The sequence below is a fragment of the Enterobacter sp. R-25 genome (assembly GCF_049913205.1).
Taxonomy (GTDB): Bacteria; Pseudomonadota; Gammaproteobacteria; order Enterobacterales; family Enterobacteriaceae; genus Enterobacter; species Enterobacter ludwigii.
In genome coordinates, this window is the sequence record NZ_CP183982.1 from 4,352,119 (window position 1) to 4,376,324 (window position 24,206).

Sequence of the window (24,206 nt, forward strand, 5' to 3'; positions counted from 1 at the left end):
CCTACGCCCCTTTGCGCTCAGCGAAGGGGCTGTTTTTCGTGAAGATGTGCTCTTCCGCAACGTCGTCCATTTTGATCCACGTCTGCGCAAGCTGCGTCGTGGCAATCACTCGCCCCTCACGAATCGACCAGCGCGCCGGCACCTGGCAGCGCACCGCTTCAAACCCGCTCTCCGCAGGCAGCACGATCAGGTTAGCCAGATTTCCCGTTTCGATACCGTAATCCGTCAGGCCGAAGGTTCGGGCGCTGTTGTGGGTTATCAGGTTCAAACCGTTGTCGATTTGCGAATACCCCATCATCTGACACACATGCAGCCCCATATGCAGTACCTGCAGCATATTGCCGGTGCCAAGCGGGTACCACGGGTCGAAGACATCATCATGCCCGAAACAGACGTTGATCCCCGCCTCCAGCAGCTCCTTCACTCGGGTAATCCCGCGTCGTTTGGGATAATCATCAAAGCGTCCCTGTAAATGGATATTCACCAGTGGATTGGCGACAAAGTTGATGCCTGACATCTTCAGCAGGCGGAAAAGCCGCGAGGTGTATGCCCCGTTATAGGAGTGCATCGCCGTGGTATGGCTGGCCGTGACCCGCGGGCCTATCCCTGATTCATAAGCCAGGGTGGCCACCGTTTCCAGAAATCGGGACTGCTCATCGTCAATTTCATCGCAGTGGATATCCAGCGGACGGTCATATTTCTTCGCCAGTTCAAAGGCAATGTGCAGCGATTGCACGCCATACTCGCGGGTGAATTCAAAATGCGGGATTGCCCCGACCACATCGGCGCCCAGCTTCAACGCCTCCTCAAGCAGCGCCGCGCCGTCCGGGTAAGAAAGGATGCCTTCCTGCGGGAACGCCACGATTTGCAGCGTGATCCACGGCGCAACCTCCTGCTTCACCTCCAGCATGGCCTTCAGGGCGGTGAGCGTCGGGTCAGAGACGTCCACGTGGGTGCGCACAAACTGAATACCGTTGGCAATTTGCCCTTTCAGCGTCTTCCAGGCGCGCGCTTTTACATCTTCATGGCTAAGCAGTGCCTTACGCTCCGCCCAGCGCTCAATGCCTTCAAACAGCGTACCGGACTGGTTCCAGCTCGGCTCGCCTGCCGTCTGGGTGGTATCAAGGTGGATATGCGGTTCTATAAACGGGGGGATGGCAAGGCCGCCACGCGCGTTTAAGATTCTTACGTTTTCGTCTTCGGTATCGCCCATCGGCGTTATGCCACCAAAACGGCCCTGCTCAATGGCGATTTGCCACAGCCCTTCGCGACCCGGTAAGCGAACATTCTGAATAAGCCCAAGCGGTGTTGTAGACATGCCTTTCCCCTGAAAAACGCGGCTGATATTTGGGAGTACGCATTTTTGACAATGCGCCCCTTAATTTGTACACAAAATCGGCGACCTCGAAAAGCCAGCGATTTCCACAACTTATAAAAATCCTGACAAATCAGTCATATACCACCTAAGGAGTAGGCGAAGGCGTATTTGATTTGCATCAATAAGTGCCACTGCTGAATCGTTAAGGTAGGCAGTAATAGAAAAGAAATCGAGGCAAAAATGAGCAAAGTCAGACTCGCTATCATCGGTAACGGCATGGTCGGCCACCGCTTTATTGAGGATCTTCTCGATAAAGCCGATGCTAACCAGTTCGATATTACCGTGTTCTGTGAAGAACCCCGCAAGGCGTACGACCGTGTGCACTTGTCTTCCTACTTCTCCCATCATACCGCTGAAGAGCTCTCTCTGGTGCGCGATGGTTTCTACGAGAAGCATGGCGTGAAAGTGCTGGTGGGCGAACGCGCTATCACCATCAACCGTCAGGAAAAAGTGATCCACTCCAGCGCCGGACGTACGGTTTTTTACGACAAGCTGATCATGGCGACTGGCTCGTACCCGTGGATCCCGCCGATCAAAGGCTCGGAAACGCAGGATTGCTTCGTTTATCGTACCATCGAAGATCTCAATGCGATCGAATCATGTGCCCGCCGCAGTAAACGTGGCGCCGTGGTCGGGGGGGGGCTGCTGGGTCTGGAAGCCGCCGGTGCGCTGAAAAACCTCGGTGTTGAAACCCACGTCATCGAATTTGCCCCGATGCTGATGGCAGAGCAGCTTGACCACATGGGTGGTGACCAGCTGCGCCGTAAAATCGAAAGCATGGGCGTGAAGGTTCACACCAGCAAAAATACCAAAGAGATTGTGCAGGAAGGCACCGAAGCGCGGAAAACCATGCGCTTTGCCGATGGCAGCGAACTGGAAGTGGACTTTATCGTCTTCTCTACCGGTATTCGCCCACGCGACAAGCTGGCCACCCAGTGCGGTCTGGCCGTCGCTCAGCGCGGCGGGATCATGATTAACGATACCTGCCAGACCTCCGACCCGGATATCTACGCCATCGGCGAATGCGCCAGCTGGAACAACCGCGTGTACGGTCTGGTCGCGCCTGGCTACAAAATGGCGCAGGTGGCCGTTGACCATATTCTCGGCAACCAGAACGCCTTCGAAGGGGCTGACCTGAGCGCCAAACTTAAACTACTGGGCGTAGACGTAGGCGGTATTGGCGATGCGCATGGCCGCACGCCGGGCGCACGCAGCTATGTTTACCTCGATGAAAGCAAAGAGGTGTACAAACGTCTTATCGTCAGTCAGGACAACAAAACCCTGCTCGGCGCGGTGCTGGTGGGCGATACCAGCGACTACGGTAACCTGCTTCAGCTGGTCTTGAACGCCATCGAACTGCCGGAAAACCCGGACGCGCTGATCCTTCCGGCGCATGCGTCCAGCGGTAAGCCGTCCATCGGCGTGGATAAACTGCCCGACAGCGCGCAGATTTGCTCCTGCTTCGATGTGACCAAAGGCATGCTGATTTCGGCCATCAATAAAGGCTGCCATACCGTCGCGGCCCTGAAGGCGGAAACCAAAGCCGGTACCGGCTGCGGTGGGTGTATCCCGCTGGTCACACAGGTTCTGAACGCAGAACTGGCGAAACAGGGTATCGAAGTCAACAATAACCTGTGCGAGCATTTCGCTTACTCTCGCCAGGAGCTGTACCACCTGATCCGCGTGGAAGGCATCAAATCCTTCGACGAACTGCTGGCGAAACACGGTCAGGGTTATGGCTGTGAAGTGTGTAAACCTACCGTGGGTTCCCTGCTGGCCTCCTGCTGGAACGAGTACGTTCTCAAACCAGAACATACGCCGCTGCAGGATACCAACGATAACTTCCTGGCGAACATTCAGAAAGACGGGACTTACTCCGTCATCCCACGCTCCGCCGGTGGCGAAATCACCCCGGAAGGGCTGGTCGCCGTTGGCCGTATCGCGCGCGAATTTAACCTGTATACCAAAATCACCGGCTCTCAGCGTATCGGCCTGTTTGGTGCGCAGAAAGATGACCTGCCTGAAATCTGGCGTCAGCTGATTGACGCGGGATTCGAAACCGGCCACGCCTACGCGAAAGCGCTGCGTATGGCGAAAACCTGTGTGGGCAGCACCTGGTGCCGTTACGGCGTAGGCGACAGCGTCGGCTTCGGTGTGGAGCTGGAGAACCGCTACAAAGGCATCCGTACACCGCATAAAATGAAGTTTGGCGTTTCCGGCTGTACCCGCGAATGTGCGGAAGCGCAGGGTAAAGATGTGGGTATCATTGCCACCGAGAAAGGCTGGAACCTGTACGTCTGTGGTAACGGCGGCATGAAACCACGCCATGCAGACCTGCTGGCTGCAGACCTCGACCGCGATACGCTGATTCAGTATCTCGACCGCTTTATGATGTTCTACATCCGTACCGCCGATAAGCTGACCCGTACCGCGTCCTGGCTCGATAACCTGGAAGGCGGCATCGAGTACCTGAAATCGGTCATCATTGACGACAAACTGGGCCTGAACGACCATCTGGAAGCGGAAATGGCGCGCCTGCGCGAGGCGGTGATCTGCGAGTGGACTGAAACCGTCAACACTCCGGCGGCGCAGACTCGCTTCAGACACTTTATCAACAGCACCCAGCGCGACCCGAATGTGCAGGTTGTGGCAGAACGCGAGCAACATCGTCCGGCGACACCTTATGAACGTATTCCGGTGACTCTGGTGGAGGAAAACGCATGAGCCAGTGGGTAAACATCTGCAACATTAACGACATTCTGCCTGCCACCGGGGTCTGTGCCCTGCTGGGTAACGAGCAGGTCGCGATATTTCGCCCTCGCCATGATGAACAGGTTTTTGCCATCAGCAATATCGACCCGTTCTTTGAGGCCAGCGTCCTGTCCCGGGGATTAATCGCAGAGCATCAGGGTGAACTCTGGGTCGCCAGCCCGTTGAAGAAACAGCGTTTTCGTTTACGCGACGGGTATTGCATGGAAGATGAGCATTATTCCGTGAAGCCCTACGATGTCCGCGTGAAGGACGGTAAGGTGCAGCTGAAAGGCTAATCTCTCGCCTTTTCAATATGAAAAGCTTATGACCCCTTATGGGTAACGGCAGGAAAAACCGTATGTTCTGTACGATTCCTGCTGTTATCCTGACCTCAATTTCTTACCCCCTCCTTGAATGCTGTGAGGTAATGTCGTGGACCACCTGCCGATTTTCTGTCAATTACGCCATCGCGACTGTCTGCTTGTAGGCGGCGGCGATGTGGCTGAACGCAAAGCGCGCTTGCTGTTAGAAGCAGGAGCCCGACTCACCGTTAACGCCCTGGCTTTTGCCCCGCAGTTTGAGGCCTGGGAAAAAGAAGGGATGCTCACGCTGGTGCAGGGGGGGTTTAATGAATCCCTGCTTGATACCTGCTGGCTGACCATTGCCGCCACGGATGACGATGAAGTGAATCAGCGCGTCAGCGACGCCTGTGAAGCGCGCCGCATCTTCTGTAACGTGGTGGATGCCCCGAAGGAAGCCAGCTTTATCATGCCGTCGATCATTGACCGTTCGCCGCTGATGATTGCGGTATCGTCCGGCGGCCGCTCTCCCGTTCTGGCCCGCCTGCTGCGGGAAAAACTGGAAGCCATTCTGCCGCAGCATCTTGGCCAGATTGCCCACTATGCCGGGCAGCTGCGTTCACGGGTTAAGCAAACCTTCGCGACCGTGGGCGAACGCCGTCGCTTCTGGGAAAAATTCTTTGTGAATGACAGGCTGGCCCAGTCGCTGGCGAATCAGGATCATAAAGCGGTGGAAGAGACGACGGCGCAGTTGCTCTGCGAGCCGCTGGATCATCGTGGTGAAGTGGTGCTGGTGGGTGCCGGCCCGGGCGATGCCGGTTTGCTGACGCTGAAAGGGCTGCAGCAGATCCAGCAGGCGGATATTGTGGTTTATGACCGTCTGGTCTCCGATGAAATAATGAACCTGGTCCGCCGCGATGCTGACCGCGTATTTGTCGGTAAACGAGCCGGGTACCACTGTGTGCCGCAGGAGGAGATTAACCAGATCCTGCTGCGCGAAGCGCAAAAAGGAAAACGCGTGGTGCGCCTCAAGGGTGGCGATCCGTTTATCTTTGGTCGCGGCGGTGAAGAGCTGGAAACGTTGTGCAACGCGGGCATTCCGTTTTCCGTGGTACCGGGCATCACGGCAGCCTCCGGCTGCTCAGCTTACTCGGGCATTCCGCTGACCCACCGTGACTATGCACAGAGCGTACGCCTGGTGACGGGGCACCTGAAAACCGGCAGTGAGCTGGACTGGCATAACCTGGCCGCCGAAAAACAGACGCTGGTGTTCTATATGGGGTTAAACCAGGCCGCGACCATTCAGGCCAAACTGCTTGAGCACGGCATGGAAGAGGATATGTCCGTCGCGCTGGTGGAAAACGGCACGTCCATTAAGCAGCGCGTGGTGAACGGCGTGCTGACCCAGTTAGGTGAGCTGGCACAGCAGGTTGAAAGCCCGGCGCTGATTATTGTCGGACGCGTGGTGGAGCTGCGCGATAAACTGAACTGGTTCTCGAATCACTAACGCATATTCCCCCTTCCCGGAGTAGTCCTTATGCGGACTACTCCCCTCTTACCGCTCCCGATAACATACCGCCCGCGAAATGGAATTTTTCCATTTATTCCCTCACGTTAGATCCAATTTTCGTTTTTTCAGACAAGGAATGCGTATGTTTAAACTGGCAAAAGCCGCCGTTCTGGTAGGCATGTTATCGACTCTGACCGCCTGCACCGGTCACGTTCAAAATACCAAAAATAATTGCAGCTATGATTACCTGCTGCACCCGGCAATTTCCATTTCGAAGATCATCGGTGGCTGCGGCCCGGCCGCACAGCAGTAAGCGTTTTTCAGGCGTAAAAAAAACCGGGAATGTCCCGGTTTTTTGTCTGGCTCAGCGCGTTTTTTGTCGGGAAGCGCTCATGCTTACCCGACAAAACAGGGTTATGGTTTACCCACAAACCCAATCGCCTGGTACACCGCTTTAAGGGTTTCAGACGCGCGGGCACTGGCTTTTTCCGCGCCCTCTTTCATCACTTTCTGCAGGAAAGCTTCGTCGTTACGGTAGCGGTGATAACGCTCCTGCAGCTCGGTCAGCATGCCGGAAACGGCATCCGCCACTTCCCCTTTCAGGTGACCATACATCTTGCCTTCGAAGTGTTGTTCCAGCTCAGGAATGCTCTGACCCGTCACACCGGAGAGGATATCCAGCAGGTTGGAGACGCCCGCTTTGTTCTGCACGTCGTAACGCACAACAGGTGGCTCATCGGAGTCGGTCACCGCACGCTTGAGCTTTTTAACCACCGATTTCGGGTCTTCCAGCAGGCCGATAACGTTGTTGCGGTTATCGTCAGACTTGGACATCTTCTTGGTTGGCTCCAGCAGCGACATCACGCGTGCGCCGGATTTCGGAATGAACGGCTCAGGCACTTTGAACACGTCGCCATACAGCGCGTTAAAGCGCTGGGCGATATCGCGGCTCAGTTCCAGATGCTGTTTCTGATCTTCGCCAACCGGCACCTGGTTGGTCTGGTACAGCAGAATGTCTGCTGCCATCAGTACCGGGTAATCAAACAGACCGGCGTTGATGTTTTCTGAGTAGCGCGCGGATTTATCCTTGAACTGCGTCATGCGGCTCAGTTCGCCGAAGTAGGTATAGCAGTTTAGCGCCCAGCCCAGCTGCGCATGCTCTGGAACGTGAGACTGAACGAAAATGGTGCTCTTCTCAGGATCAATTCCGCAGGCCAGATACAGCGCCAGGGTGTCCAGGGTGGCTTTACGCAGCTTCTCAGGATCCTGACGTGCAGTGATAGCATGCAGATCTACGATGCAGTAAATGCAATGGTAATCATCCTGCATGCTGACCCACTGACGTAACGCACCCATGTAGTTACCAATGGTCAATTCACCTGACGGCTGTGCGCCACTAAAAACGATGGGCTTAGTCATTATTCAATTCCTGATTATCACTGTGCGAAAGCCCGAGTGCGGGCAACAAATCTTTGAAGTGGTCGAACACGACGTCCGGCTCACTCAGCGTGATGGCCTCACCGTAGTTGTAGCCATAGGTTAATCCCACTGAAGGACAACCCGCCGCTCTGGCAGCCAGAATATCATTGCGGGAATCACCGACAAAGAGCAGCTCCGCGGGCGTTAAGGATAATTTTCCTGCCACCAGCAGTAACGGTTCCGGATGCGGCTTTTTGTTCTGCACATCATCACCGCCAACAATGACGGAAAAATACTTCGCGATATCCAGCGCTTCCAGCAGAGGGGCGACAAAAGGTGTCGGTTTGTTTGTCACCAGCCCCAGCGGAATGCCGTTGGCATGAAGCGCACTCAGCGTTTCTGCGACATCCGGGAACAGGAAACTGCCCTCTTCGACCGTCTCTTCATAGAAACGATTGAACAATTTACGCAGGATACGCAGCTGTTCTTCCTGCGGGATATCCGCATGATCCACGCTCGGTTTACCCTGTGCGGAACGCTGGGACACACGCTCCTGGCGGGCCCATGTCAACGCGCGCTCCATCAGGACATCGGCGCCATTGCCAATCCACGTGATGACACGCTCTTCCCCCGCAACGGGCAGTTCAAGAGCATACAGCGCCTGGTCTACGGCGCTGGTTAAGCCCGGCGCGCTGTCAACCAGCGTGCCGTCGAGGTCAAATGCGATACCCCGGGTTGCCTGCAATTTATCCATGACTTACCTTCGCCAGTTCACGGCGCATTTCATCAATGACTTTTTTGTAATCCGGTTGGTCGAAAATCGCTGAACCTGCAACGAACATATCCGCGCCCGCTGCCGCAATTTCACCAATGTTATTCACTTTTACGCCACCGTCGACTTCCAGACGAATGTCGTAACCTGACTCATCAATACGACGGCGCACTTCACGCAGTTTATCCAGCGTATGAGGGATAAACGACTGACCGCCAAAGCCCGGGTTAACGGACATCAGCAAAATGACATCCAGCTTATCCATTACATGGTCGAGATAGCTCAGCGGCGTAGCCGGGTTGAAAACCAGACCCGCTTTACAGCCATTCTCTTTGATGAGCTGCAGCGTGCGATCCACATGTTCAGACGCTTCAGGGTGGAAGGTGATGATACTGGCTCCCGCAGCGGCAAAATCAGGCACGATACGGTCAACAGGCTTCACCATCAGATGAACGTCAATCGGCGCGGTAATGCCATAGTTACGCAGCGCTTTAAGCACCATCGGGCCAATGGTCAGATTAGGAACGTAGTGGTTATCCATAACGTCGAAATGGACGACATCCGCGCCCGCCGCGAGTGCTTTTGCAGTGTCTTCACCCAGGCGGGCAAAATCGGCCGACAGAATTGAGGGAGCAATCAAAAACTGTTTCATCCGCATCTCCTTGAAATGTGTTTACCGGCGGGCAAAACGGCTCAGGGGCGATAAAGAGCCAGGAGTTCGTCCACCTTTTTACGTGTGCCGCCGTTGCTGCTTATGCTACGCCGCACTTTGACCTGAAAATGCTTCGCGGCTTTGTACCATTCGCGCGTATCAGGGGTATCGTGATTCGAAATTAACACCGGAATTCTTTTGCTGACCAGCTTTTCCGCCATCTCCGCCAGACGGGCCTGCTCGGCCGGACTGAAGCTGTTGGTGTGATAAGCGGTGAAATTTGCCGTCGCAGACAGCGGTGCGTAAGGCGGGTCGCAATAGACCACCGAGTTTACGCCTGCCAGCTCCATGCACTCTTCATAGGAGAGGCAGTGGAATTCGGCATTCTGCGCTTTTTTAGCAAAGTGATACAACTCATCCTGTGGGAAATACGGACGCTTATAACGGCCAAACGGCACGTTAAACTCACCACGAAGATTATACCGACACAGGCCGTTGTAGCCGTGTCGATTGAGATAGAGGAACAACAGCGCCCGGCGGAACGGATCCTGACTCTGATTAAACTCAGTGCGGAACTGGTAGTAAACGTCCGGATTATTGTGCTCGGGTGTAAACAGCTTCCGAGCCTCTTCCACGTACTCGTCGGTCCGCAGTTTGACGATGTTGTAGAGGCTAATGAGGTCGCTGTTGATATCCGCCAGGATATAACGAGAAAAATCGGTATTCAGGAATACCGATCCAGCGCCCACAAAGGGCTCGATAAGACACTCGCCTTTCGGCAGGTGCTTTTTAATATCATCGAGCAGGGGGTATTTCCCCCCTGCCCATTTCAGAAAAGCGCGATTTTTTTTCATGCTGACTAACTGATTACACCTTCTCCGGCTGTGGAGAAAGCTCCGACAGCATCCTGCGCTTTAAACATTACTTCAGATCAGCCTGAACCTGATGAATTGGCTTAGCCCATGGGTTTTTCGCCTGAACGTCGGCGGGCAGCGTTGCGACAGCACGTTTTGCTTCATCTTTTGAAGCATAAACGCCACTTACCAGCACGTACCACGGCTGACCATTACGGGTCGTCTGATAAACCACATAGTTTTTCAGATTTGTTTTCTTCGCCCAACCGTTGAGGTTGTCATAGTTAGACGAACTGCTCAGCTGCAGCGTGTAATTGCTGGACGGGGCTGACTTCAGCGAACCGACGTTACCTGCAGTCTTGCCTGCTGCGGCGCTGGTTGTTGCCGTCGCTGCAGGTGCAGTTGCAGTAGGTGCAGTTGCAGCTGGTGCCGTGGTGGTCGCCGTTGCTTTCGGTGCAGTCTGCGTAACCGGTGCTTTTGCCGGTTCGCTCACCGTGGCCGTTTCAGTACGTTTTGTCTGAGCTGGCGCTTTCACTTCAGGCGCTTTGACGACTGCCTGAGGTTTGGTTTCACGCTTAGGTTCAATCACAGCCTGCTTACGTTCAGGACGGGTCGCAGGTTGCGTCTGGCGCGGTTTGGTTTCGGTTGCAGCCGTTTGCGGCTGAGCGTTACCACCGCGGATCGGTGCAACGGTCGCAGGTTCAGTTGGCAGCGTAGAGTTAACCACGGCATTGTCCACCTGCGCCTGATTTTGCGGCTGCGTCAGGGCATTGTTCAGGTCGCCCTGAACTTCTACACGCTGCTGGCCTTCCGGCGTGGCAGGTGCCTGACCCTGTGCGGGGGTAGAAGAAACTGGCGGCAGAGAAACATCCTGCGGCTGTGTTGTATTTCCGGCAGTCTGCTCGGCGGAGGTGGTACCCGGCGCTGGCTGTGCACCATTCGCCTGATCGGTCGCATCGTTACCAGAGAGGCTGATGCTCTTCTCAGTGGATGCCGCTTGCTCACCGGAAGGGGTCGAAGGCGCTTTTAGCGCAGAACCAATACCGACAATCAGCAGCACGAGCACCAGAACGCCGAGTCCCATCATGATGTACTGGCGGGAGGCGGGTTTCTGCGCAGCGGCTTTTTTACGTTTACGTGGGCGACGCTCTACAGGCTCTTCGTCCATTGAATCTTCTTCGGACTCATAACCCTCTTCTTCTCGCTCATCACGCGCGTTGCGGCTACGCGAAGGGCGACGATCGTCTGCATCCAGATCAACATCGTCAAAGTTGATCTGCGGCTCGTTATCACGTTCTGAAGATTGACGAGAACGACCAGTACGACGATCGCTGGGATCGGGTTTCAGCTCGTCTTCTGGTTTGAATTCATCCATTTAACACCCCACTCAAAGGCTTATGCCAACGACTTTGCATTTCGCCTGAAGCTAAACGACCACCTGTAACAGTGGCCTGACCTTTCTAGTTGTTACGCCTGCTGACAGTCAGCAATAGCGCCAAGAACCACATCATGCGGCACTCCGCCGCGTACTTCACTCTTCCCTATTGCAAGCGGGAGTACAAGACGCATCTCACCTGCCAATACTTTTTTATCGCGCATCATGTGGGGTAAATACGCTTGTGCCGACATCTCTTTCGGCCCGGTTACCGGCAAGCCCGCACGCCCAAGCAGCGTGATGATGCGTGCCGTCTCTTCAGGTTTAAACTGCCCCAGACGTTCAGCAGTGCGAGCAGCCATTACCATTCCGGCAGCGACTGCTTCACCGTGAAGCCAGTTACCGTAACCCATTTCGGCTTCAATCGCGTGACCAAACGTATGCCCAAGATTCAGTAAAGCACGTAAGCCCGTTTCACGCTCGTCTGCAGCGACAACTTCCGCTTTCAGCTCACAACAACGACGAATGCAGTAAGCCAGTTTCGCCTCATCCAGGCGCAGCAACGCATCCATATTCTCTTCCAGCCAGTCAAAGAACTCGCCATCCAGAATAATGCCGTATTTGATCACTTCAGCCAGGCCAGAAGCCAGCTCGCGTTTCGGTAGGGTTTTCAGACAGTCGAGATCCACCACCACCGATGCCGGCTGGTAGAACGCGCCAATCATATTTTTACCGAGCGGATGGTTAACGGCCGTTTTGCCGCCGACAGAAGAGTCGACCTGAGACAGTAACGTGGTAGGGATTTGAATAAAACGCACACCACGTTGATAACTTGCAGCCGCAAAGCCCGTCAGATCGCCCACAACACCGCCGCCCAGGGCAAGCAGTGTTGTATCGCGACCATGCGGTTTTTGCAGCAATGCGGTAAAGACGGTATCCAGTACCGCCAGGCTTTTATACTGCTCGCCATCGGGCAGAATCACACTGTCGACTTTAACGCCCGCCTGTTCAAGCAGGTGGCGAACGCGGTCGAGATAAAGCGGAGCCAGCGTCTCATTGGTGACCAGCATCGCCTGATCACCCGCTTTCAGTGGTAAAAAGGAAGCTGGGTCGTTAAACAAACCAGCCGCGATGGTGATTGGGTAACTACGTTCCCCGAGAGTAACTGTAATCCTCTCCATGACGCGACATCCACCTTTAATGCTTTTACCCGCAGGCGATTGTATATAAAGCCAGAATCAGTTGCTTTCCAGCATATGAATAATCTGGTTTGCAACCACTTTAGCGCTCTGATCGTCAGTACGAATGGTCACATCAGCAATCTCTTCGTACAGCGGATTGCGTTCATCGGCCAACGCTTCCAGAACTTCGCGTGGTGGCGTTTCAACCTGCAGCAGCGGGCGCTTTTTATCGCGCTGCGTACGTGCCAGCTGTTTTTCGATGGTCGTCTCGAGATAGACCACTACGCCACGGGCGGAGAGACGGTTGCGGGTTTCGCGAGATTTGACAGAGCCACCGCCTGTTGCCAGAACAATGCCCTGCTTTTCCGTGAGTTCGTTGATCACTTTTTCTTCTCGGTCACGGAAACCTTCTTCGCCTTCTACGTCGAAAACCCAGCCCACATCAGCTCCGGTTCGTTTCTCAATCTCTTGATCAGAATCGTAAAATTCCATATTGAGTTGTTGAGCTAACTGACGCCCAATAGTGCTTTTGCCGGCACCCATAGGCCCAACCAGAAAGATATTGCGTTTCTCTGCCATTTTATCGGTACTACTAAGACTATTCGTTAATGGTAATCCCCGCTTCGCAGACACCCGGCGTAGCAGGACATGAACTGAAACCTCATATGCAATAGAGCGAGAGTCAGACTAAAAATTATCTCAATACTCCGGCTTGTTTGGCAACTGATTAAATCACCGCACCAGACGCATAAGGCAATAAGACGTAAGTCCAACTCAAATCGGTACTCCTTGTATGCTAATTCATGCCCCACGTCAAACATCTGCAACAATCTGAATGCAAAATCATTGGGAGGATCGTGACTCTTCAGCGAATACCGACCAGTCGTGGTGTAATAAACACCACTAACTCCCGTCGTTCATTGTCCTTTCCGTCATGGCGAAAAAGCTGTCCAAGCCACGGGATGTTGCCCAGCCCAGGCACGCGATCGCTTCCGGTTTTATTCTTTTGCGAAAAAATTCCGCCCAGCGCCAGCGTTTCTCCACTTTTTACTTCCACCTGGGTTTCAATTTCTTGTTTATCGATGGCGAGCGTTTCACCATCGGCCTGCTGCAGCACCTGTCCTGGCATATTTTCACTGATGTGCAGCTTCAGGCGTACGCGACCGCCGGGCAGCACCACGGGCGTCACCTCCATGCCTAACACCGCCTCTTTAAATTCCACGGAGGTCGCCCCGCTGTCACCGCTGGAGACCTGATATGGGATCTCACTGCCCTGCTTAATACTGGCCGGTTGCATATGCGAGGCCAGCAGTCGTGGGCTGGCGATGATATCGACCTGCTGCTTTTGCTCCAGCGCCGACAACTCCAGATCCAGCAGCCTGCCGTTAATCCGCCCGATATTAAAACCCACATGGGTGGTGGCATTTGCCACGGACAGATCGCTGCCAAGCGTTGTGAGTTGCCCGACCTTGCCCGCCTCCGTTGCGTCGGCGAGATTCCACTTCACCCCCAGCTCACGCAGGCTTTTTTCATTGATGGTCACGATATGCGCCGCCAGTTCCACCTGCTCGACAGGGATATCCATCTGTGTCGCCCAGTGCTGCAGCGTATCAAGCACCGCCTGGTTATCCCGTATCAGCAGACGGTTCGTGCGCTTGTCGACAGATAAACTCCCCTTTGGGCTGAGCAGTTTTTCCGCCGCTTTTTGCAGCTCCCCGGCGTCAGCGTAAGAAAAAGGTATGCTGTGCGAGACCAACGGCGCATCAAGCTGTCGGCGTGTCCGCTCCTGCTCTTTGCGTTCCAGCTGTTCACGCTGCCAGGCTGCGGTGTGAACATAAAAAATGCCCCCTTCTTCATGCAGAACAAGCCCGGCGCTGGTGACGACCGTCTGTAGCGCCTGTCGCCAGGGGACGCGTGTCAGATTGAGCGACAGCGTGCCGCTGACATCTGGCGATACCACCAGATTACGGTTCTCCTGTGCGACCAGCGCCTGTAGCACCTGCACCACCGGTACCTCATCCACCACCAGCGTGACCGGCTTTGGCGCGGCGGCCCACAGCGGATGACTGAACGCCAGCAGCCACAGCGTTTTCCTTATGTTCATTCTTTTTCGTTCCTTCTCGTTGCCACGTCCATTGTCTGGGTTCACATGCATCCCCCACATCGACGACCAGTTCCCTTTCATTGAGGGCCGTTACCCGCCAGCCCACCGGGAGGCGCTGTTGCGGTGTCAGGCGATGCCAGCGCTTTTGCCCGTCCTGTAAAATGCCGGTGTCCTGAGTGCCGCCCACCATCCCGTGGTAATGCCACTGCGCCAGTTGCCCTACCGCACAAGGGTCATCCGGCGGGCGAAAAGGATCCCGCATCCCGGTCACTAACAGGGCAAAACACACCAGCAGGCAACGCGCGCTAGTTCGCATGCTGCTCCTCCAGCTCCACCCGCAGGCGTAATGCCGAACCCTGTGCAGAGAGAGCAAAGGCGGCAACCTGAACATCCCGCTGCGCCAGCCGGGTGAAAACAGTCGGGATGGCCTGCCATTCAGCATCCAGCGTCAGTTCCCCTCCGTTTTGCGACGGCTTCCAGTGAACCAGTCTTGTACCCGCCCCCTGAAACTCGAGTGGCGAAAAAGGCGTCATTACCGTGGCTTCACGGGGTGCGTGACGCCGCGACACCTGACTGGCGGCGGGCCATAGCGAGACATTAGCCTGTGCGGCCTCGCTGACCTGCCGCTGAAGTTCAGCCACCTGCTTTGCAACCGGTCGAAGCACCATGCCCCATGTCGTACTCCCCAGAAAGAGAACGCTCAGACACCAGCACAGCACCCGCCATCGGGGGCTGCTTTCGCACCAGCGTTCGAACAAGGTTTCCACGCATTAGCCCTCGCTTCGCAGATGAAAGGTGAACATCCAGCGCCCCAGGTCATCCTGCTGTAATTCCCCCGTCGGCCCGGGGGTAAACCCCGCCATCTTTCCGAGCCCATCCCGCAGAGCAGAGAGCGCGGGGAGTGTTGCGGCATATCCGGTTAACATCAGTGAAGGGGGCTGATAGCGCAGTTCGGTCAGCCAGACCTGGGATGGCATCACCCCGGCAAAGGACTCCAGCACCGGCTGCCAGGCGCGTCGTTGAGGCGCGGGCGTCGGCGTCTCCGTGCCTGACCTTGTACGAGACACCAGCGCCTGCTGCACGGACTGCATGCCCGCCAGTTGAATATGCAACGCACGCGTCATCACGAGAGGATTCATCCGCAGGCTGAAAACCCCCATCAGTATCAGCAGCCACGTAGCGACAAACAGTACGCCCCAGAATCGCAGGCAGCGCACACGTCGCTGCCGCCGCCACGGCAGAAAGTTCGTCATGCTCATTCCGGTACCTCACTCATGGCCAGCGCCAGCGCGACGGTATAATCAGCGCCGCACGCCGGCAGAGGAGCATGGCAACGAACCAGCGCGTCCCAGGGGTCTCGCTGACTATCAAAGAGGGCAATGTCCTGCGGCGTGAGGGCCAGCAGTGCCGCGAGATCGGCCACGTTTTCCGCTTCCGTGGTAAAACGCCGTCCCCACTGATGGCGCATCGCCCACAGCCACTGATGCCCATCCCGCCAGGCGACACACTGCGCCGGCGCTACCGCAGGGAGAAGATTCGCCAGCGCACTGGCATCCGGGGTGATCGTCACGAGCCGTAAACGCAACATCTTTGCCAGCGTCAGCAGGGGGTGAATCTCGTTGTTTTGTGCCGCGGTGACATGGAATGTATTGCTGAACGTATCCTGCGCATAATCAAAACAGAGCGTGTCAGCAGCCATCTCCAGTTCACGCGCGAGCGTCGCCCCCAGCCAGGAGAGCTGTTCGCTGTCGCGCAGCGCCACGCCCGGACGAGGAAGCGATCGTTGCAGCGTGCGGGCCGCCGGAAATGAGAGAAACACCCGGTGGGAGTGTGGCAACGTTTTCCGCCAGTCGCGCAGGGCGTCAACCAGTTGTTCAGGCTGGCAAATTTTGCCATCCCGGATAATCCCGTCGGCCAGAGTGATAGCCCACCAGCGGCACAAACGCCAGCCTGACCGCTCCCGGGCCAGCGCCACTATCTGCACCCTATCCTGTTGAATATGAACGCCTGTTTGCCATGTTTTAAAAGCCATGCTTCACGATCTCCTTATCGCCCGTCAGGTGACGGCTATATCAATGAATCAGGCTTGCCTTTATACTACCGCGCGATTGTTTAGAAACTGCCCAAGTGAAACCAAATGGGAAATCTCCGGTGAAGTTCGTAAAGTATTTATTAATCCTTGCAGTCTGTTGCATTCTGCTGGGAGCAGGCTCGATTTATGGTTTGTACAAATATATTGAGCCGCAGCTGCCTGATGTCGCTACGCTTCGCGATGTGCGACTCCAGATCCCGATGCAGGTCTACAGCGCCGATGGCGAGTTAATGGCGCAGTACGGCGAAAAGCGTCGTATCCCGCTGACCTTAAATCAAATTCCGCCCGTGATGGTCAAAGCCTTTATCGCTACCGAGGACAGCCGTTTTTACGAGCACCACGGTGTCGATCCGGTGGGGATTTTCCGTGCTGCAAGTATTGCGCTGTTCTCCGGTCATGCCTCTCAGGGGGCAAGCACCATTACACAGCAGCTGGCGCGTAACTTCTTCCTTAGCCCAGAAAAGACCCTGACCCGTAAGATCAAAGAGGTGTTCCTTGCGATCCGTATTGAGCAGTTGTTGAGCAAAGACGAGATCCTTGAGCTGTACCTCAATAAAATCTACCTCGGCTACCGCGCCTACGGTGTTGGTGCGGCCGCGCAGGTGTACTTTGGTAAACCTGTCGAGCAGCTGACGTTAAGCGAAATGGCGACCATTGCCGGTCTGCCTAAAGCACCATCGACCTTCAACCCGCTCTACTCGCTTGAACGCGCTACGGCGCGTCGTAACGTCGTCCTGTCACGTATGCTGAGCGAAGGCTATATCAGCCAGAGCGAGTACGAACAGGCGCGCAACGATGTCATCGATGCCAACTACCATGCGCCGGAAATTGCCTTCTCTGCCCCTTATCTCACCGAAATGGTGCGTCAGGAGATGGTGAGCCGCTACGGCGATAAAGCCTACGAAGATGGCTACCGCGTTTACACCACCGTGACCCGCAACGTTCAGCAGGCGGCTCAGGAAGCGGTGCGTAACAACGTGATGGATTACGACATGCGCCACGGTTATCGCGGCCCGTCGAATGTGCTGTGGAAAGTCGGCGAAAGCGCCTGGGACAGCAAAAAAATCACCAGTACGCTGAAAGCGCTGCCCACCTATGGCCCGCTCCTTCCCGCCGTGGTGACTCAGGCCGATCCGCAGGAAGCGGTGGCAACGCTGGCGGATGGGACATCTGTCTCCCTGCGTATGGACGGGATCCGTTGGGCTCGCCCGTACCGCTCAGACACCCTGCAAGGCCCGACGCCGCGTAAAGTGACGGATGTCGTCCAGACCGGACAGCAAATCTGGGTACGCAAGGTGGGCGACAGCTGGTGGCTGGCGCAGGTGCCAGACGTTAACTCGGCCCTGGTGTCTATCAATCCGCAGAACGGTGCCGTGCTGGCCCTGGTCGGTGGGTTCGATTTCAACCAGAGCAAATTTAACCGCGCCACCCAGGCGTTGCGTCAGGTTGGCTCCAACATCAAGCCGTTCCTCTACACCGCAGCCATGGATAAGGGACTGACTCTCGCCAGTATCCTGAACGACGTGCCTATCTCCCGCTGGGATGCCGGTGCCGGTTCTGACTGGCAGCCGAAGAACTCACCGGCGGAATATTCAGGCCCTATTCGTCTTCGTCAGGGTCTTGGGCAGTCGAAAAACGTGGTGATGGTGCGCGCAATGCGTGCGATGGGTGTCGACTATGCCGCGGAATATCTGCAACGCTTCGGTTTCCCGGCTCAGAACATCGTGCGCACCGAATCGCTGGCGTTAGGCTCTGCGTCCTTTACGCCGCTTCAGGTGGCGCGGGGGTACTCGGTGATGGCTAACGGCGGCTTCCTGATTGACCCGTACTTCATCAGTAAAATCGAGAACGACCAGGGTGGCGTGCTGTTTGAAGCGAAGCCGAAAATTGCCTGCCCTGACTGCGATATTCCGGTCATTTACGGCAATACGCCAAAATCTGAAGTGATTGAAAACAAGGACATGGAAGACGTTGCCGTGTCTCAGGAGCAGACGAACCCTGTGTTGCCGCAGCCGCAGCTGGAACAGGCTAACCAGTCGCTGGTGGCGCAGAGCGGGGCGCAGGAGTATGCACCGCATGTCATTAACACGCCGCTGTCGTTCCTGATAAAGAGCGCGCTGAACACCAACATCTTCGGCGAACCTGGCTGGCAAGGGACCGGCTGGCGGGCAGGACGTGATTTACAGCGCCATGATATCGGCGGTAAAACGGGGACAACAAACAGCTCGAAAGATGCGTGGTTCTCCGGTTACGGTCCGGGCGTGGTGACGTCAGTCTGGATCGGTTTTGACGATCATCGCCGTGATTTAGGCCGCACCACGGCTTCAGGCGCGATTAAAGATCAGATTTCTGGCTACGAAGGCGGCGCGAAGAGTGCGCAACCGGCCTGGGATGCCTATATGAAATCCGTGCTGGAAGGCGTTCCGGAGCAACCGCTGACGCCACCACCGGGCGTGGTTACCGTCAATATCGACCGCAGCACCGGGCAGCTCGCCAATGGCGGCAATAGCCGTGCAGAGTATTTCATCGAGGGCACGCAGCCAACCACACAGGCGGTGCATGAGGTGGGTACAGAAATCATTGATAACGGCGAAACGCACGAGTTGTTCTAACGGGCAACGTAAAAACGGCAACCTCAGGTTGCCGTTTTTTTTGTTCTGTCATACGTTGCGGACATCAGGCTGTTATAACCGCCCCTGCCCCTTCAGCCATTCGCGTACCAGGAACAGCGCGCTCACGTTGCGGGCCTCGTTAAAGTCAGGGTCTTCGAGCAGGTCCATCATATGGGCCAGCGGCCAGCGAACCTGTGGCAGTGGCTCCGGCTCGTCCCCTTCCAGCGATTCTGGATAGAGATCCTCAGCAACCACAATGTTCATTTTGCTGGAAAAATAGGAGGGTGCCATGCTCAGTTTTTTCAGGAACGTCAGTTCGTTCGCGCCAAAACCGACCTCTTCTTTGAGCTCGCGATTGGCCGCCTCAAAGACCGTTTCACCCGGATCGATGAGCCCTTTCGAGAACCCAAGTTCGTAAGATTCGGTTCCCACGGCATACTCGCGGATTAAGATCAGATGGTCGTCGACGACAGGAACAATCATCACCGCTTCGCGCGAAGAAGGGCGCATACGTTCGTAAACGCGACGCACACCGTTGCTGAACTCCAGATCCACACTTTCGACATTAAACAGGCGCGATTTTGCGACTGTTTCAACATTCAGAATGGTGGGTTTTTGTAGTGGTTTGCTCATCGTGATGGGGTCTTAGCAGTGGGAACTGGCTTTATTGTGCGATACGCCGCACGGTTTCGGCAATGTCAATTGTTCTGTATTTACATTTATGCAACGTAACAGGAATCAATCCTCAATTCAAAACAAATGTCAAGAGGTTGAAATGTTTCCAGGAATTTGCTGATATCGCGCCATAACAGGCTTTGCTATCATCATCGGTCACTGGGATGCGCTTCAGAATGCTCAAGTTCGACTCCATACTTGCCGATAGCCAACCACAGACTCTCATTCAATGTTAAAGGTGCTACTGACTACACCTGTAAGAAGATAAGTAAGATGGGGAAAGCATGAGCACCATTTTGATTGTTCTCGCTGCTATGCTGGCCGGCGCATTGGTTGCAGGGTGGGTATACAGGCGTCGCGTAAGGCGTCGTTACCGGCTGCCCTTTTTAAACGCCTTTGCCGGTGCGACGACGCGTAAACTGACGCAAGAAGAGCGCGATGCAGTAGAAAACTATCTCGAAACACTGAACCGTTCTCAGTTAACACCTGGGCCGACGGGGGCAACTGCTGCGCCGGTGGCGCTCAAATTAAATGCGCAAAGTGACACAGTGCTCAGTGTGACGCGCTCCATCACCCGCTATGGCATCACCACAGACGATCCCAATAAATGGCGCTATTACCTGGATTCGGTTGAAGTGCATCTGCCCCCGTCCTGGGAGCAGTACATTAATGACGAAAACAGCGTAGAGCTGATCCATACCGATTCGTTGCCGCTGGTTATCTCGCTCAACGGCCATACGTTGAATGAATATCTTCAGGAAGCCCCGCGTTTTGCGCTGGAACGCGCAAGTTCAACGCAGGCCTCCATTCGTGGCGAAGAGACAGAGCAGATCGAGCTGCTGAACATTCGCCAGGAGACGCATGAAGAGTACGCCCTGAGCCGCCCTGACGGCATTCGCGAAGCGATTCTGATCGTGGCCGCGTTCCTGCTCTTTTTCATCTGCCTGCTGACGCCGGATGTGTTTGTCCCCTGGCTGGCTGGCGGTGCGGTGCTGTTGCTGGCAGCCGGGTTGTGGGGGCTCTTTGCCCCGCCGGCAAAAACCTCGCTACGTGAGATCCACTGCCTGCGCGGTACTCCTAAGCGCTGGGGTCTGTTCGGTGAGAGTGACCAGGAGCACCTCAATAATATCTCGCTCGGTATTATCGATCTTATCTACCCGCGCCACTGGCAGCCGTGGATTGCCCAGGATTTAGGGCAGAAAACCGATATCGATATCTACCTTGACCGCCATGTGGTGCGCCAGGGGCGCTTTTTATCCCTGCATGATGAAGTAAAAAATTTCCCGCTTCAGCACTGGTTACGCAGTGCGGTCATTGCCGGGGGGGCAGCGCTGGTCTTTATCATGCTTCTGCTGTTTGTCCCGCTGGATATGCCCATTAAATTTACCCTGTCATGGATAAAAGGGGCGCAAACCATTGAGGCAACCAGCGTCAACCAACTGGACGAGGCTGGCGTGCGGGTCGGTGATACGCTGCGCCTGAAGGGCACCGGCATGTGTAACATTCATACGCCTGGCGCATGGAATACGCGTCAGAGCTCGCCGTTCATGCCGTTCGATTGCTCACAAATTATCTGGAATGATGCGCCGCCGCTGCCGCTGCCTGAATCTGAGGTTGTCAATAAAGCCACGTCGCTTACCCAGACGGTCAACCGCCAGCTGCACCCGAAACCCGATGACGACTCACGCGTGAGCCCTGCCCTGCGCTCGGCCATTCAGAAATCGGGGATGGTGCTTCTGGACGACTTTGGTGACATCGTTCTGAAAACGCAGGATTTGTGTTCCGCTCAGGACGAATGCGTACGTCTCAAAAACGCCCTTGTGAACCTGGGTAACAGTAAAGACTGGGATTCGCTGGTGAAACGCGCGGAAGCGGGCCGGCTGGATGGCGTTAACGTGCTGCTGCGTCCGGTCAGCGCCGAGTCGCTGGATAATCTGGTCGCTACGTCAACCGCACCCTTCGTGATGCGCGAAACTACCCGCGCGGCGCAGGCGCTGAATAGCCCGGCACCGGGCGGCTTTGTGATTGTCAGTGATGAAGGGAGCGACCTGGTCGATCAGCCATACCCGCAGGTCGCACTTTATGACTACCCGGCTCAGGAACAGTGGGGCCAGTTCCAGCGCCTGGCGCAGATGCTGATGCAGACGCCGTTTAGCGCTGAAGGGATTGTGACGAGTATCTTTACCGATGCCAACGGCACGCGCCACATCGGCCTGCACCGCATGCCAGACAGCGCTGGCCTGTGGCGCTACATTGGCACCTCGCTGCTGATGATTGCGATGCTGGTATGCATTTGCTGGAACGGTTTTATGGCGCTGCGTCGCTATCAGCGCTCACGCACCAGGCTTGCCGACATCCAGCAGTATTACGAAAATTGCCTTAACCCTAAGCTGATCCCCTCCTCTGAGAGCCTGATCTGATAACGTCGATGCGCGACAAGATGTGCTACCCTGTCGCGCACGTTTCTTCAGGCTGGAGTTCCCCCTTATGCATCTTGATATCGCCTGGCAGGAGGTTGATACCGTTCTGCTGGATATGGACGGCACGCTGCTCGATCTCGCCTTTGATAACTATTTCTGGCAAAAGCTGGTTCCGGAAACCTATGGTGAACAGCAGGGGATCTCCCCGGCAGAAGCGCAGGAATTCATTCGTTCGCAATATAGCGCGGTGCAGCATACGCTAAACTGGTACTGTCTTGACTACTGGAGCGAGCGCCTCGGTTTGGATATTTGTGCCATGACCACCGCCCAGGGCCCGCGCGCCGTACTGCGTGAGGATACCGTGCCTTTTCTGGATGCGCTGAAAGCGAGCGGCAAGCGCCGTATCTTGCTGACCAACGCCCATCCTCACAATCTGGCCGTGAAGCTGGAGCATACGGGTCTTGCTTCGCACCTTGATTTATTACTTTCCACCCACACATTTGGTTATCCGAAAGAGGATCAGCGGTTGTGGCATGCGGTGGCAGAAGAGACCGGTTTGCAGCCGGAACGTACGCTGTTTATTGATGACAGCGAGCCTATTCTGGATTCCGCGGCCAGGTTTGGCATTCGCTATTGTCTGGGCGTTACCAATCCTGACTCTGGCCTGGCTGAAAAAAGCTATCTGCGCCATCCGGGGCTGAACGACTATCGCCAGATGATCCCCTCACTGACCGTGAAGGAGAGGCCATGAAAGAAAAACCCTCTGAAGGGGTAAGACTGGATAAATGGCTGTGGGCGGCCCGTTTTTATAAAACGCGCGCCCTTGCCCGCGACATGATCGACGGCGGTAAAGTGCATTACAACGGCCAGCGCAGCAAACCGAGCAAGCTGGTCGAACTGAATGCCACCTTAACGCTGCGTCAGGGCAACGATGAACGTACCGTGGTGATTAAAGCCATTACTGAACAACGACGGCCCGCAACCGAAGCCGTAATGCTGTATGAAGAGACGGCTGAGAGCATTGAAAAACGCGAGAAGACCGCGCTGGCGCGCAAAATGAATGCGCTGACAATGCCCCACCCGGACCGGCGTCCGGATAAAAAAGAGCGCCGCGATCTGATGAAATTTAAACACGGTGAGACCGAGTAACCCTCACCTGCACGAGAGACTATTATGGCCCAACACGACCAATTACACCGCTATCTGTTTGAACAATTCGCCGTGCGCGGCGAGCTGGTCACCGTATCCGAAACCTGGAAACAGATTCTGGAAAACCACAACTACCCGCTGCCGGTGAAAACCCTGTTGGGCGAACTGCTGGTTGCCACCAGCCTGCTGACTGCCACCCTGAAATTTGCCGGGGATATCACCGTGCAGTTGCAGGGTGATGGCCCTATGACCCTGGCGGTCATCAACGGTAATAACCAGCAGCAGATGCGCGGCGTGGCGCGCGTACAGGGCGATGTTCCTGAAAACGCGGACCTGAAAACGCTGGTGGGTAATGGCTATCTGGTCATCACCATCTCCCCGGAGGAAGGTGAGCGCTATCAGGGCGTGGTTGGCCTCGAAGGCGATACGCTGGCAGCCTGCCTGGAAGATTACTTCATGCGTTCAGAACAGCTGCCGACGCGTCTGTTCATCCGCACCGGTGAAGTAGACGGTCAGCCTGCTGCTGGCGGTATGCTGCTGCAGGTTCTGCCTGCGCAGGACGCGCAGACCAACGACTTCGAGCACCTCGCGACCCTGACGGAAACCGTCAAAGCAGAAGAGCTGTTCACCCTGTCGGCGACCGATGTCCTGTGGCGTCTTTATCACGAAGAAGAAGTGACGGTTTACGACCCACAGTCGGTGGAATTTAAGTGCACCTGTTCACGTGAACGCTGCGCTGGCGCGCTGAAGACCCTGCCGGATGAAGAGATCGACAGCATCATGGCGGAAGACGGCGAAATCGATATGCACTGTGACTACTGCGGTACGCACTACGTGTTCAATTCGATGGATATTGCTGAGATCCGCAACAACGCCTCCCCGGCGGATCCTCAGGTCCACTAAGCAAAGCCTGCCCTCACCTTGCCCTCTCCCTTTTGCGAGAGGGCAAGGTGCAAAAAAGCC

23 protein-coding genes are annotated in these 24,206 nt (G+C 55.7%); 9 read left to right on the plus strand and 14 right to left on the minus strand.

The genetic code is table 11. The features are described 5' to 3' along the window. Position 1: 1 nt before the first annotated feature. Complete coding sequence (locus ACN9MQ_RS20870) at positions 2 to 1,318, minus strand: cytosine deaminase (protein WP_078774742.1); 1,317 nt, start codon at positions 1,316 to 1,318, stop codon at positions 2 to 4. A 240-nt stretch (positions 1,319 to 1,558) separates the two neighbouring features. On the opposite strand from ACN9MQ_RS20870, the gene nirB reads away from it, so the two are divergent. The 4 genes from nirB to ACN9MQ_RS20890 all read left to right on the plus strand — a co-directional run bounded on the left by nirB (position 1,559) and on the right by ACN9MQ_RS20890 (position 6,251). Beyond that, entirely contained in the window at positions 1,559 to 4,102 is a 2,544-nt protein-coding gene (gene nirB / locus ACN9MQ_RS20875) for a nitrite reductase large subunit NirB (protein ID WP_014171939.1), read from the plus strand. Then, complete coding sequence (gene nirD / locus ACN9MQ_RS20880; RefSeq protein WP_020884585.1) at positions 4,099 to 4,425, plus strand: nitrite reductase small subunit NirD; 327 nt, start codon at positions 4,099 to 4,101, stop codon at positions 4,423 to 4,425. The genes nirB and nirD overlap by 4 nt, the downstream gene beginning before the upstream one ends. A 136-nt stretch (positions 4,426 to 4,561) precedes the next feature. Next, positions 4,562 to 5,935: a siroheme synthase CysG gene (cysG, locus tag ACN9MQ_RS20885; RefSeq protein WP_020884584.1), complete on the plus strand. Its 1,374-nt coding sequence runs from the start codon at positions 4,562 to 4,564 to the stop codon at positions 5,933 to 5,935. A 145-nt stretch (positions 5,936 to 6,080) separates the two neighbouring features. After that, positions 6,081 to 6,251: a YhfL family protein gene (locus ACN9MQ_RS20890; RefSeq protein WP_020884583.1), complete on the plus strand. Its 171-nt coding sequence runs from the start codon at positions 6,081 to 6,083 to the stop codon at positions 6,249 to 6,251. 101 nt (positions 6,252 to 6,352) lie between these two features. Here the strand turns inward: ACN9MQ_RS20890 and trpS are convergent, their stop codons facing one another. The 12 genes from trpS to ACN9MQ_RS20950 all read right to left on the minus strand — a co-directional run bounded on the left by trpS (position 6,353) and on the right by ACN9MQ_RS20950 (position 16,327). Further along, positions 6,353 to 7,357 (minus strand): tryptophan--tRNA ligase, encoded by a 1,005-nt coding sequence (gene trpS, locus ACN9MQ_RS20895; protein ID WP_014171943.1) that lies wholly within the window; start codon positions 7,355 to 7,357, stop codon positions 6,353 to 6,355. Next, positions 7,350 to 8,111 carry a phosphoglycolate phosphatase gene (gph, locus tag ACN9MQ_RS20900; RefSeq protein WP_020884582.1) on the minus strand — a complete coding sequence of 254 codons (762 nt, stop codon included), beginning with the start codon at positions 8,109 to 8,111 and terminating at the stop codon, positions 7,350 to 7,352. Before gph ends, trpS begins: the two co-directional genes overlap by 8 nt. Then, a complete protein-coding gene (gene rpe / locus ACN9MQ_RS20905; protein ID WP_014885523.1) occupies positions 8,104 to 8,781 on the minus strand; it encodes a ribulose-phosphate 3-epimerase in 678 nt (225 codons plus the stop codon). The genes gph and rpe overlap by 8 nt, the downstream gene beginning before the upstream one ends. A gap of 41 nt (positions 8,782 to 8,822) precedes the next feature. Beyond that, positions 8,823 to 9,635: an adenine-specific DNA-methyltransferase gene (gene dam, locus ACN9MQ_RS20910; RefSeq protein ID WP_014171946.1), complete on the minus strand. Its 813-nt coding sequence runs from the start codon at positions 9,633 to 9,635 to the stop codon at positions 8,823 to 8,825. A 67-nt stretch (positions 9,636 to 9,702) separates the two neighbouring features. After that, positions 9,703 to 11,010 carry a cell division protein DamX gene (gene damX / locus ACN9MQ_RS20915; RefSeq protein WP_410398483.1) on the minus strand — a complete coding sequence of 436 codons (1,308 nt, stop codon included), beginning with the start codon at positions 11,008 to 11,010 and terminating at the stop codon, positions 9,703 to 9,705. A 92-nt stretch (positions 11,011 to 11,102) separates the two neighbouring features. Further along, entirely contained in the window at positions 11,103 to 12,191 is a 1,089-nt protein-coding gene (aroB, locus tag ACN9MQ_RS20920; RefSeq protein ID WP_426021548.1) for a 3-dehydroquinate synthase, read from the minus strand. A gap of 57 nt (positions 12,192 to 12,248) precedes the next feature. Continuing rightward, positions 12,249 to 12,770, minus strand: a complete 522-nt coding sequence (aroK, locus tag ACN9MQ_RS20925; protein WP_003861630.1) for a shikimate kinase AroK — start codon at positions 12,768 to 12,770, stop codon at positions 12,249 to 12,251. 286 nt (positions 12,771 to 13,056) lie between these two features. Next, positions 13,057 to 14,295 (minus strand): DNA uptake porin HofQ, encoded by a 1,239-nt coding sequence (hofQ, locus tag ACN9MQ_RS20930; protein ID WP_426021549.1) that lies wholly within the window; start codon positions 14,293 to 14,295, stop codon positions 13,057 to 13,059. Beyond that, positions 14,207 to 14,611 carry a HofP DNA utilization family protein gene (locus ACN9MQ_RS20935; protein ID WP_063157143.1) on the minus strand — a complete coding sequence of 135 codons (405 nt, stop codon included), beginning with the start codon at positions 14,609 to 14,611 and terminating at the stop codon, positions 14,207 to 14,209. Before ACN9MQ_RS20935 ends, hofQ begins: the two co-directional genes overlap by 89 nt. Then, a complete protein-coding gene (locus ACN9MQ_RS20940; protein WP_426021550.1) occupies positions 14,601 to 15,062 on the minus strand; it encodes a HofO in 462 nt (153 codons plus the stop codon). Before ACN9MQ_RS20940 ends, ACN9MQ_RS20935 begins: the two co-directional genes overlap by 11 nt. A gap of 3 nt (positions 15,063 to 15,065) precedes the next feature. Further along, positions 15,066 to 15,554, minus strand: coding sequence for a PilN domain-containing protein (locus tag ACN9MQ_RS20945; protein ID WP_426021551.1), 489 nt, complete (start codon positions 15,552 to 15,554; stop codon positions 15,066 to 15,068). After that, positions 15,551 to 16,327: a hypothetical protein gene (locus tag ACN9MQ_RS20950; RefSeq protein ID WP_032679109.1), complete on the minus strand. Its 777-nt coding sequence runs from the start codon at positions 16,325 to 16,327 to the stop codon at positions 15,551 to 15,553. The genes ACN9MQ_RS20945 and ACN9MQ_RS20950 overlap by 4 nt, the downstream gene beginning before the upstream one ends. Before the next feature lie 119 nt (positions 16,328 to 16,446). Here ACN9MQ_RS20950 and mrcA point away from each other — a divergent pair, with 119 nt between their 5' ends. Beyond that, on the plus strand, positions 16,447 to 18,999 hold the full coding sequence (mrcA, locus tag ACN9MQ_RS20955) for a peptidoglycan glycosyltransferase/peptidoglycan DD-transpeptidase MrcA (RefSeq protein ID WP_020884575.1): 2,553 nt from the start codon (positions 16,447 to 16,449) through the stop codon (positions 18,997 to 18,999). Positions 19,000 to 19,071: 72 nt separating this feature from the next. On the opposite strand, the gene nudE is transcribed toward mrcA, so the two are convergent. Next, the gene (gene nudE, locus ACN9MQ_RS20960; RefSeq protein WP_014171956.1) at positions 19,072 to 19,632 is read right to left on the minus strand and encodes an ADP compounds hydrolase NudE; all 561 of its coding nucleotides are present in this window, start codon (positions 19,630 to 19,632) and stop codon (positions 19,072 to 19,074) included. Positions 19,633 to 19,958: 326 nt separating this feature from the next. Between nudE and ACN9MQ_RS20965 the strand changes: the two genes are divergently transcribed. The 4 genes from ACN9MQ_RS20965 to hslO all read left to right on the plus strand — a co-directional run bounded on the left by ACN9MQ_RS20965 (position 19,959) and on the right by hslO (position 24,146). Next, the gene (locus ACN9MQ_RS20965; protein ID WP_032679110.1) at positions 19,959 to 22,094 is read left to right on the plus strand and encodes an intracellular growth attenuator family protein; all 2,136 of its coding nucleotides are present in this window, start codon (positions 19,959 to 19,961) and stop codon (positions 22,092 to 22,094) included. A 67-nt stretch (positions 22,095 to 22,161) separates the two neighbouring features. Then, a complete protein-coding gene (yrfG, locus tag ACN9MQ_RS20970; RefSeq protein ID WP_025202858.1) occupies positions 22,162 to 22,845 on the plus strand; it encodes a GMP/IMP nucleotidase in 684 nt (227 codons plus the stop codon). After that, on the plus strand, positions 22,842 to 23,243 hold the full coding sequence (gene hslR, locus ACN9MQ_RS20975) for a ribosome-associated heat shock protein Hsp15 (protein ID WP_426021552.1): 402 nt from the start codon (positions 22,842 to 22,844) through the stop codon (positions 23,241 to 23,243). Before yrfG ends, hslR begins: the two co-directional genes overlap by 4 nt. A 24-nt stretch (positions 23,244 to 23,267) precedes the next feature. Then, positions 23,268 to 24,146 (plus strand): Hsp33 family molecular chaperone HslO, encoded by an 879-nt coding sequence (gene hslO, locus ACN9MQ_RS20980; RefSeq protein ID WP_014171960.1) that lies wholly within the window; start codon positions 23,268 to 23,270, stop codon positions 24,144 to 24,146. Positions 24,147 to 24,206: the final 60 nt, after the last annotated feature.